Raw genomic sequence first — 8874 nt, forward strand, 5'->3', positions numbered from 1 at the left:
CGTGATGCGGGATCAGCCGCAGGGCGTGAGTCGCGCGACGGAGTCCGACAGCGTGTTGGTGCCGCCCAGCAGGACGACCCTCTTCGCGCCGAAGCGGGCGATGTCGTCGAGCACGGCGCGCGGGACGCAGTCCCTCGGCACCGCGAACAGCGGGCTCCCGCTGTAACCGGCGGCCGTGGCTCCGGCGAGCGCGTCCGGGTAGTTCTCGCCGGTCGCGAGGAGCACGGTGCCCGCCTTCTGGAAGGCGGCCGCGTTCAGCTTCTCGGAGGTGTCGTAGCGGTCCCTGCCGCCGATGCGCGTCGAGGCGATCGGGAGCGTCCGCTGGATGCCGTCGCTGACCGAGAGCGCGCTGCCGGCGATCGTGAGCGTCTTCACTCCGAGGAGGGTGACGACCCTGTTCGTCGCCGGGTCGGCCGCGGGCAGACCGCCGTTGACGAGGATCACCGGAGCGTCGACCGAACCGGCCGCCGCACTCGCGCCCAGCGCGTCCGGGAACTTCTCGCCGGTGGCGAGCCACGCCTTCGACGAGCCCTGCTTGAAGGCGTAGGCGATGATCTTGCGCGAGGTGTCGTAGCGGTCCACTCCGCCGATGCGCTCGATCGACTTCGTGTAGCGGGCCAGCTCCCTGCCGAGGGTGTCGCTGACGCTCTGCGCCGAGCCGACGACGACGATCTTCGCGGGCTTCAGGCGGGCCAGCTCGTCGCGGACGGGCTGCGACATGGAGTCGCGGTCGACCAGCAGCAGCGGGCCGCCCTGCTTCGCGGCGGCCGGAGCGGCGCTGAGGGCGTCCGGGAAGTTGCCGCCGGTGGCGATGTAGACGACGGGCACGTTCGCCGTGAAGGTGGCCTGCGAGATCTTCACCGCGGTCTCCTGGCGGTCCTTTCCCGCGAGGCGGTCGACCTGCAGCGTCCCCTGGCCGCCGACGCTCGAGCAGCCGAGGTCCTTCGAGCCGGGGCCGCGCGAGTCGCCCGAGCCGACCCAGCGGTTCCAGTCGACGGAGGCGGCGCTCACGCACACCGTGTAGGCGCCGGACTGCGAGGCGGGGGCGGTGACGGCGAAGCCGTGGTTCCCGCCCGCGGCAGGCAGCTGTCCCGGGATGTCGTCGCGTCGGCTGTCCGCGGTCACCGTGCGGACGGTCTTCGCTCCGTCGGGAGCGGTGATCGTCACCGTGGTCGCGAGGGCCGCGCGCTGCGTGGTCGGGTCGACCGCCCAGCCGGACGCGGTGAGCGTGCCGCCCGAGATCCGCGGCGTGTCGACGCGGCCGACGGGTGCGGCTCCGGCGTTCGCCAGCGAGCCGCTCCAGTCGCTGAAGATGTACCAGAAGTTGATGTTGCCGTAGCTCGCGCAGGCCTGGTTCCCCGTGTTGGTCAGGGCGTACTCGTTGGGCTGGTACGGCGTGTAGTAGTAGAGGTTCGCCGTGGCCTGGTTGCGCACCGCGACCGGCGTGGATCCGCAGGAGACCTCGGGGTGGAACTGGATGCTCGGCGTGGTCCCCGCCGCGTAGCGGCTGAAGGACTGGTCCGATCCGGCCGGGTTCGCGTACTTCTTGAACTGGCGCGCTGCTCCGTAGACCTGCGTGAAGAAGCCGGCCGAGCCGGTGTCGCAGCCGGAGCCGTCCGGGCAGTTGAAGCCGGTGGCCTGGTTGTAGAGGCCGGCGGTCGGGCGCGTCGTGGTGACGAGGCTCGTCTCCTTCTGCACCAGCACGGCCAGGACGAGCGGGTTGATCCCGCAGGCCTCGCCGACCCGAGCGAAGATCGACGCCGCGGACTCGCGGGAGCTGCCGCGGTACTCGCGGCACATCGGGTCGGCCGCCTTCGTCGGCGTCGGCTGGCTGAACTCCTTCAGGCAGGGCACGCCGGCGTTCGTGCCGGAGCAGGCGCTGCCCTTGTCGTTCAGGAGCGCCTGCATCTCGGAGGCGCTCCTCGCTCCGCTGTCGAAGAAGACGGCGTCGCTGAAGATGAAGCCGGCACGGAAGCTCTTCGTGCTGCTGGCCGGGTACTGGACCTTCAGGTCCCCCGGCGCGTCGTCGGCGACGTCGACGCCGGCGTCGGCAGCGCCCGGCTCGACGAGGACGGAGGCGGGCGGCAGGACGTCCTCGGCGGCCGAGGCGGCGGTGAACGGGACGAGAGCGGTGCCGAGCCCGACGGCGACGGCGAGAGCGGCAGTGAGCAGGCGCGATGATCGGCGGTGATTCCCCATGATCGCGAAGTCTACGAGGCGACGGAGGACCCGTTCGCCCCTCGTCAGGGCGCCGCGCCGGTGACCGCCCGCTCAGTGTCGGACGTCCGTGGTGTCATCGCGGCATGGACACCTCCTTCCTCCTCGGACTCGTGATCGGCGCGCTCCTGGCCGGACTGGCCGTCGCGCTGTGGGCGCGCTCCCGCACGCCCGATCAGGCGCTCGCCCTCGATCTCGCCACCGCGAGTGCCCGGGCCGACGGTCTGGAGGAGCGGCACGAGGCGGTCGTGGAGCAGTACCGCGAGCAGGTGGGCACCGCCCGCGATCAGGTGCGCGAGCTGCAGGAGCAGCTGCGTGCGGTGGCCGAGCGCGAGCGGCACGACGCGCGCATCCTGCAGACCCTCTCCCCCGTCGCCGAGAGCCTGCGAGGGATGCAGGAGGCGGTGCGCCGGCTCGAGAGCGAGCGCGCCGAGCAGTTCGGGGCGATCACCGAGCAGCTCGAGGGGCAGCGTGCGGCCGGCGAGCGGCTCCGATCGACGACCGAGACCCTCGCATCGGCGCTGCGCTCGAACAGCAGCCGCGGCGCCTGGGGCGAGACGCAGCTGCGCAACGTCGTCGAGGCGGCGGGGCTCGTGCAGCGCGTCGACTTCGACGTGCAGTTCGGCGTCGAGGGAGAGGGCGGCCGCGGTCGCGCCGACATGGTCGTCCGCCTGCCCGGCGGCAAGGCGATCGCCGTCGACGCGAAGGTGCCGTTCGACGCCTACCTCGAGGCGAGCGCGATCCCGGCCGGAGCGGGTGCCGACGAGGAGGCGCGCCGCACGGCTCTCCTGCGCGCCCACGTGCGCGCCCTGCGCGGCCACGTCGACGCCCTGGCGGCGCGGTCCTACTGGTCGGGTCTGCCGGCCAGCCCCGAGTTCGTCATCGCGTTCGTCCCGAGCGAGCCGCTGCTCGCGAGCGCGCTCGACTCCGACCCGACGCTGCTCGAGTACGCGTTCCGCAAGCGCGTCGCCCTCGCCTCGCCCGTCACCCTGTGGTCGGTGCTGAAGACGGTCGCCTACACGTGGCAGCAGGACGTGCTGACCGACGACGCGAAGCGGCTCCTCGACCTCGGCAAGACCCTCTACGCGCGCCTGAGCACGCTCGCCGACCACGCGGAGGGGCTGCGCCGGTCGATCGAGAGGACGGTCGACTCGTACAACGCGTTCGCCGGCTCGCTCGAGAGCCGGGTACTCGTCACCGCGCGCCAGTTCGACTCGCTCGACGAGACCCGCGTCATCGCCCCGGCGCAGGGCGTCACGTCGTCGCCGCGGCGGCTCACGGCCGTCGAGCTCGTCGAGTCGGAGGGCCTCCCCGACGAACGCAGCGCCTGAGCCGGCGCTCCGGAACGGCGGAGGGGCCCGGCGCCGCAGCGCCGAGCCCCTCCGGGTGGAGAGACGAGTGGCTAGATCCACTTCTCCGCGAGGTGCTGCGCGGTCACGCGGCGGATGGTGCCCGAGCGCGAGCGCAGGACGATCGACTCCGTCGTGATGACGTGCCCCTCCTTGCGCACGCCCTTCACGAGCCCGCCGTTGGTCACTCCGGTCGCGACGAAGTACGTGTTGTCGCTGCGGACGAGGTCGTTCGCGTGCAGGACCCGGTCGAGGTCGTGGCCGGCGTCGATCGCGCGCTGGCGCTCGTCGTCGTCCTTGGGCCGCAGGATCCCCTGGATCACGCCGCCCAGCGCGCGGATCGCGCACGCCGTGATGATGCCCTCGGGCGTGCCTCCGATGCCGACGCACATGTCCAGGCGCGAGTCGTGCCGGGCCGCGTTGATGCCGCCCGCGACGTCGCCGTCGAGCAGGAGGCGCGTCCCGGCTCCCGCCGCGCGGATCTCCTCGATCAGCTTCGCGTGGCGCGGGCGGTCGAGCACTGCGATGCGCATCTCGTCGACGGGCTTCCGCTTGGCGCGGGCCAGAGCGCGGATGTTCTCGCCGATCGGGCGCTCGATGTCGATGATCCCGACGCCCTCGGGCCCGGTCACGATCTTCTCCATGTAGAAGACGGCGGACGGGTCGAACATCGCGCCGCGGTCGGCGACGGCGATCATCGAGAGGGCGTTCTGGCGGCCCGCGGCGGTCAGCGAGGTGCCGTCGATCGGGTCGACGGCGATGTCGGCCGACGGGCCGGAGCCGTTGCCCACGTGCTCGCCGTTGTAGAGCATGGGCGCATTGTCCTTCTCGCCCTCGCCGATGACGACGACCCCGTCGAAGTTGACGGTGCCGAGGAAGGTGCGCATGGCGTCGACGGCGGCGCCGTCGGCGGCGTTCTTGTCGCCCTTGCCGATGAACGGCACGGCGCGGATGGCCGCGGCCTCGGTGGCCCGGACGAGCTCCATGCCGAGGTTGCGATCAGGGTGGAGGTAGAGCGAGTCGTTGTCGGTATCGGTCACAGCGCGGAGTCCTTCGCGTTCGAGTTCGTGCAGACGGCGTCGTCGCAGGACCCGCGAGAGCGGGTCCCCATCCCGCTCGAAGCCTAGCGGAGGCCCCGCTCGCGCCCCGGGGGAAGGCCGGCACCCGCCTCGCTAGACTCGACCGCGTCGCGGGCCTCGCCCGACCCCCTCCCGTTCATCCGTCAAAGGAGATGCCATGCCCGTCGCTACCCCGGACCAGTACGCAGAGATGCTCGACAAGGCGAAGGCCGGCGGTTTCGCCTACCCCGCCTTCAACGTCTCGTCCTCGCAGACCATCAACTCGGTCCTCCAGGGCCTCACCGAGGCCGGTTCCGACGGCATCATCCAGGTCACCACGGGAGGCGCGGACTACTTCGCCGGCCACACCGTGAAGAACCGCGCCGCCGGAGCGATCGCCTTCGCGAAGTTCGCGACCGAGGTCGCCAAGAACTACCCGGTGACCGTCGCGCTGCACACCGACCACTGCCCGCAGAACGCGCTCGAGGGCTTCGTCTACCCGCTGATCGCCGCCTCCGAGGAGGAGGTCAAGGCCGGCCGCGAGCCCCTGTTCCAGTCGCACATGTGGGACGGCTCGGCCGTGCCCCTCGACGAGAACCTCGCGATCGCGAAGGAGATCCTCCCCCGCATCAAGAACATCAACGCGATCCTCGAGGTCGAGATCGGCGTCGTCGGCGGCGAGGAGGACGGCGTCTCGCACGACATCAACGAGCACCTCTACACGACCCTCGACGACGCGATCGCGACCGTCGAGGCGCTCGGCTTCGGCGAGCAGGGCCGCTACATGGCCGCTCTGACCTTCGGCAACGTCCACGGCGTCTACAAGCCCGGCAACGTCCGCCTGCGCCCGGAGCTGCTCCGCGAGATCCAGGACGGCCTCCAGGCGAAGTACGGCACCGACGCCTCCCGCTCGACCTCGTCTTCCACGGCGGCTCCGGCTCGACCGACGAGGAGATCGCCGAGGCGGTCCGCAACGGCGTCGTGAAGATGAACATCGACACCGACACCCAGTACGCGTTCAGCCGCTCGATCGCGGACACCGTGCTGAAGAACTACGACGGCTTCCTCAAGGTCGACGGCGAGGTCGGCAACAAGAAGGTCTACGACCCGCGCGCCTGGGGCAAGATCGCCGAGACCGCCATGGCCGCGCGCGTGGCCGAGGCGACCCGCCAGCTCGGCTCCGCCGGCAACTCCGGGAAGTAGGCGGACGCTCCGTGACGAACGCACACGACCAGCCGGGCGGCGCCGACCGCCCGAAGCCGCAGTACGGCGAGTACGCGCCTCCCGGCTGGTCGTGGAACCCTCCGGCCGAGACCGTGGTCCCGGATCCGCGCGGCTCCGAGACCGAGCCCCGTCCGGCGGCCGCCGGTGCGAAGCCGGGCGTCGCCCACCCGGTCGACCGCCTGCTCACGATCATCCTGCTCGCGCTCGGCGTCTTCTTCGCCGTGCCGACGCTGCTCGATCCGTCGAGCTTCGCGACGACGCTGTCCGACCTCTACACGAGCCAGGGCATCGGCACCTACGCTTCACCCGAGCTGGCGCGGACCCTCGGTGTCGTGACGGCGCTGGTGCAGTCGCTCATCGTCGCGTTCGCCGTCTGGATCTCGATCCGTCGCCTGCGCGCCGGCAAGCGGGCCGTCCTCGTCCCGATCCTCGGGATCGCGGCGACGGTCGTCCTCTCGATGGTCGTCGCGGGCATCGCGATCCTGGGCGACCCGACGTTCGCCGACTACGTCTCGCGACTGTCGAGCCAGGGCGCCGCCGGTCTCGACGCCTGACCCCGAGCACGCACGAGGCCGCCGCCCCCTCGGGCACGGCGGCCTCGTCTCGTTGAACCGGAAAGGACCGGCGTCAGTTCGCAGCGGGGGCCGTGACGCGGCCGCCGATCGCGCGGGCGTCGCGCTTGCCGGCGACGTCCTTGCGGAGTTCCTTGGGGAGCGAGAACATCAGGTCCTCCTCCGCCGTCTTGACCTCTTCGACCTCGCCGTAGCCCGCGGCGGCGAGGTCGTCGAGCACCTCGCGCACGAGGACCTCGGGCACCGACGCGCCGCTGGTGACGCCGACGGTGCGGATGCCGTCGAGCCACTCCTGCTTGATCTCGCTGGCGTAGTCGACGCGGTAGGCGCCTTGGCGCCGTACTCGAGAGCGACCTCGACGAGGCGCACCGAGTTGGAGGAGTTGGCGGAGCCGACCACGATCACGAGCTCGGCGTCGGCGGCGACCTTCTTGATCGCGACCTGCCGGTTCTGGGTGGCGTAGCAGATGTCGTCGCTGGGCGGGTCCTGCAGGTTGGGGAAGCGCTCGCGGAGGCGGCGGACCGTCTCCATCGTCTCGTCGACCGAGAGCGTGGTCTGCGAGAGCCAGACGACCTTGTCGGGGTCCTTCACGACGATGGTGTCGACCTCGTCGGGGCTGCCGACCAGGGTCACGTGGTCCGGAGCCTCGCCCGCCGTGCCCTCGACCTCCTCGTGGCCCTCGTGGCCGATCAGGAGGATCTCGAAGTCGTCGCGCGCGAAGCGGACGGCCTCGCGGTGCACCTTGGTGACGAGCGGGCAGGTCGCGTCGATCGCCTGGAGGTTGCGGTCGGCGGCACCCTGCACGACGGCGGGCGACACCCCGTGGGCGCTGAAGACGATGTGCGAGCCCTCGGGGACCTCGTCGACCTCGTCGACGAAGATCGCCCCCTGGCTCTCGAGCGTCGAGACCACGTGCACGTTGTGCACGATCTGCTTGCGCACGTAGACCGGGGCGCCGTAGTGCTCGATGGCCTTCTCGACGGCGACGACCGCGCGGTCGACTCCAGCGCAGTAGCCGCGCGGGGCGGCGAGGAGCACGCGCTTCGCGCCGTCGACGGGGACGTCGCGGAGACGCCCGGTGGCGCGGGGCATGCGCGGCATGGGCAGGCTGATCGAGACTTGACTCACCCCCTGATTCTATGCGCTCCCGGCTGAGCGGAGGCCGAAGCGCTGTCGGAGGCATCCCGTACGGTGGTCGACGCGGGCCGCCCCCGCCACTCCCCCCGCCCGCCGAGCGAAGGCACCGATGACAGACGCCCCTCCCACCGCCGAGAACCCGTGGCCGGTCGGCCTGCTCGCGAGCAAGCTCAAGGGCTGGATCGAACGGCTGGGCACCGCATGGGTCGAGGGCGAGATCACCCAGTGGGGCGTCTCCGGCGGCAACGTCTACGGCAAGCTCAAGGACGTCTCGGGCGACGCCACGGTCGGCTTCACGATCTGGTCGTCCGTCCGCTCCCGCATCCCGGCCGACCTGGCGCAGGGCGCCCGCGTGATCGCGCTCGTGAAGCCGAACTACTGGCTCAAGGGCGGCACGCTCACCATGCAGGTGTTCGAGATGCGCCACGTCGGTCTCGGCGACCTGCTCGAGAAGCTGGAGCGGCTCCGGCGCCAGCTCGCCTCCGAGGGGCTGTTCGAGCCGGGGCGCAAGAAGCGCCTCCCCTTCCTCCCGCACGGGGTCGGCCTCATCACGGGCAAGGACTCGGACGCCGAGAAGGACGTGCTGCGGAACGCGCAGCTGCGCTGGCCCGCCGTCCGGTTCCGCGTCGTGCACGCCGCGGTCCAGGGGGACCGCACGGTGCCCGAGGTGCTGTCGGCGCTGCGCGCCCTCGACGCCGACGAGAGCATCGACGTCATCGTGATCGCCCGCGGCGGCGGCGACTTCCAGAACCTCCTCGGCTTCAGCGACGAGTCGCTCGTGCGCGCGGTCGCCGCCTGCTCGACGCCCGTCGTCAGCGCCATCGGCCACGAGGCCGACCGCCCGCTCCTCGACGACGTCGCCGACCTGCGGGCCTCCACGCCGACCGACGCCGCCAAGCGCGTGGTGCCCGACGTCTCCGATGAGCTCCTCCGGGTGCAGCAGGCCCGCCTGCGGATGACCACCCGGGTGAGCGGGCTCGTCTCGCACGAGGTCGACCGTCTCTCGCAGCTGCGCTCGCGGCCCGTGCTCGCGAACCCGCGCGTCCTGGTCGATCAGCGCTCCGAGGAGCTGACCCGCTGGGTCGCCCGCGGCGCCGAGCTCGTCGAGCGCCGGATCGAGCGCGCGCACCTCGAGGTGGAGCGCCTGCACGGGCACCTGCGCGCCCTCTCGCCCCAGCACACGCTCGACCGCGGCTACGCGATCGTGCAGAACGCCGCGGGCCACGTCGTCCGCGCACCGGGTGACGCCGAGCCGGGCGAGGCGCTCGTCCTGACGCTCGCGGAGGGGGCCGTCGCCGCCCGCTCCGAGGGGCCCGC

Annotated in this window: 5 protein-coding genes and 2 pseudogenes; 4 read left to right on the top strand and 3 right to left on the bottom strand. The window is 71.9% G+C overall.

Annotation, left to right across the window (positions count from 1 at the left end; translation table 11 throughout):
• Window positions 1-12 precede the first annotated feature (12 nt).
• Complete coding sequence (locus B0T42_RS03385; RefSeq protein WP_077221941.1) at window positions 13-2199, bottom strand: cell wall-binding repeat-containing protein; 2187 nt, start codon at window positions 2197-2199, stop codon at window positions 13-15.
• Between the two features lie 104 nt (window positions 2200-2303).
• Here B0T42_RS03385 and B0T42_RS03390 point away from each other — a divergent pair, with 104 nt between their 5' ends.
• Window positions 2304-3548, top strand: coding sequence for a DNA recombination protein RmuC (locus B0T42_RS03390; protein WP_077221942.1), 1245 nt, complete (start codon window positions 2304-2306; stop codon window positions 3546-3548).
• Between the two features lie 71 nt (window positions 3549-3619).
• Here B0T42_RS03390 and glpX read toward each other — a convergent pair whose 3' ends face one another.
• Window positions 3620-4606 carry a class II fructose-bisphosphatase gene (glpX, locus tag B0T42_RS03395; RefSeq protein WP_372488109.1) on the bottom strand — a complete coding sequence of 329 codons (987 nt, stop codon included), beginning with the start codon at window positions 4604-4606 and terminating at the stop codon, window positions 3620-3622.
• A 196-nt stretch (window positions 4607-4802) separates the two neighbouring features.
• Here glpX and fbaA point away from each other — a divergent pair.
• Window positions 4803-5827: pseudogene (gene fbaA / locus B0T42_RS03400) on the top strand (class II fructose-bisphosphate aldolase).
• Between the two features lie 11 nt (window positions 5828-5838).
• Window positions 5839-6402, top strand: a complete 564-nt coding sequence (locus B0T42_RS03405; protein ID WP_077221943.1) for a DUF6264 family protein — start codon at window positions 5839-5841, stop codon at window positions 6400-6402.
• Window positions 6403-6475: 73 nt separating this feature from the next.
• Here the strand turns inward: B0T42_RS03405 and B0T42_RS03410 are convergent.
• Window positions 6476-7521 (bottom strand): annotated as a pseudogene (locus tag B0T42_RS03410) (4-hydroxy-3-methylbut-2-enyl diphosphate reductase).
• A 145-nt stretch (window positions 7522-7666) separates the two neighbouring features.
• Between B0T42_RS03410 and xseA the strand changes: the two are divergent.
• On the top strand, window positions 7667-8874 hold a 1208-nt coding region (xseA, locus tag B0T42_RS03415; protein ID WP_077221944.1), incomplete at its 3' end, for an exodeoxyribonuclease VII large subunit.

This window comes from Rathayibacter rhapontici (genome assembly GCF_001995175.1).
Taxonomy (GTDB): domain Bacteria; phylum Actinomycetota; class Actinomycetes; order Actinomycetales; family Microbacteriaceae; genus Rathayibacter.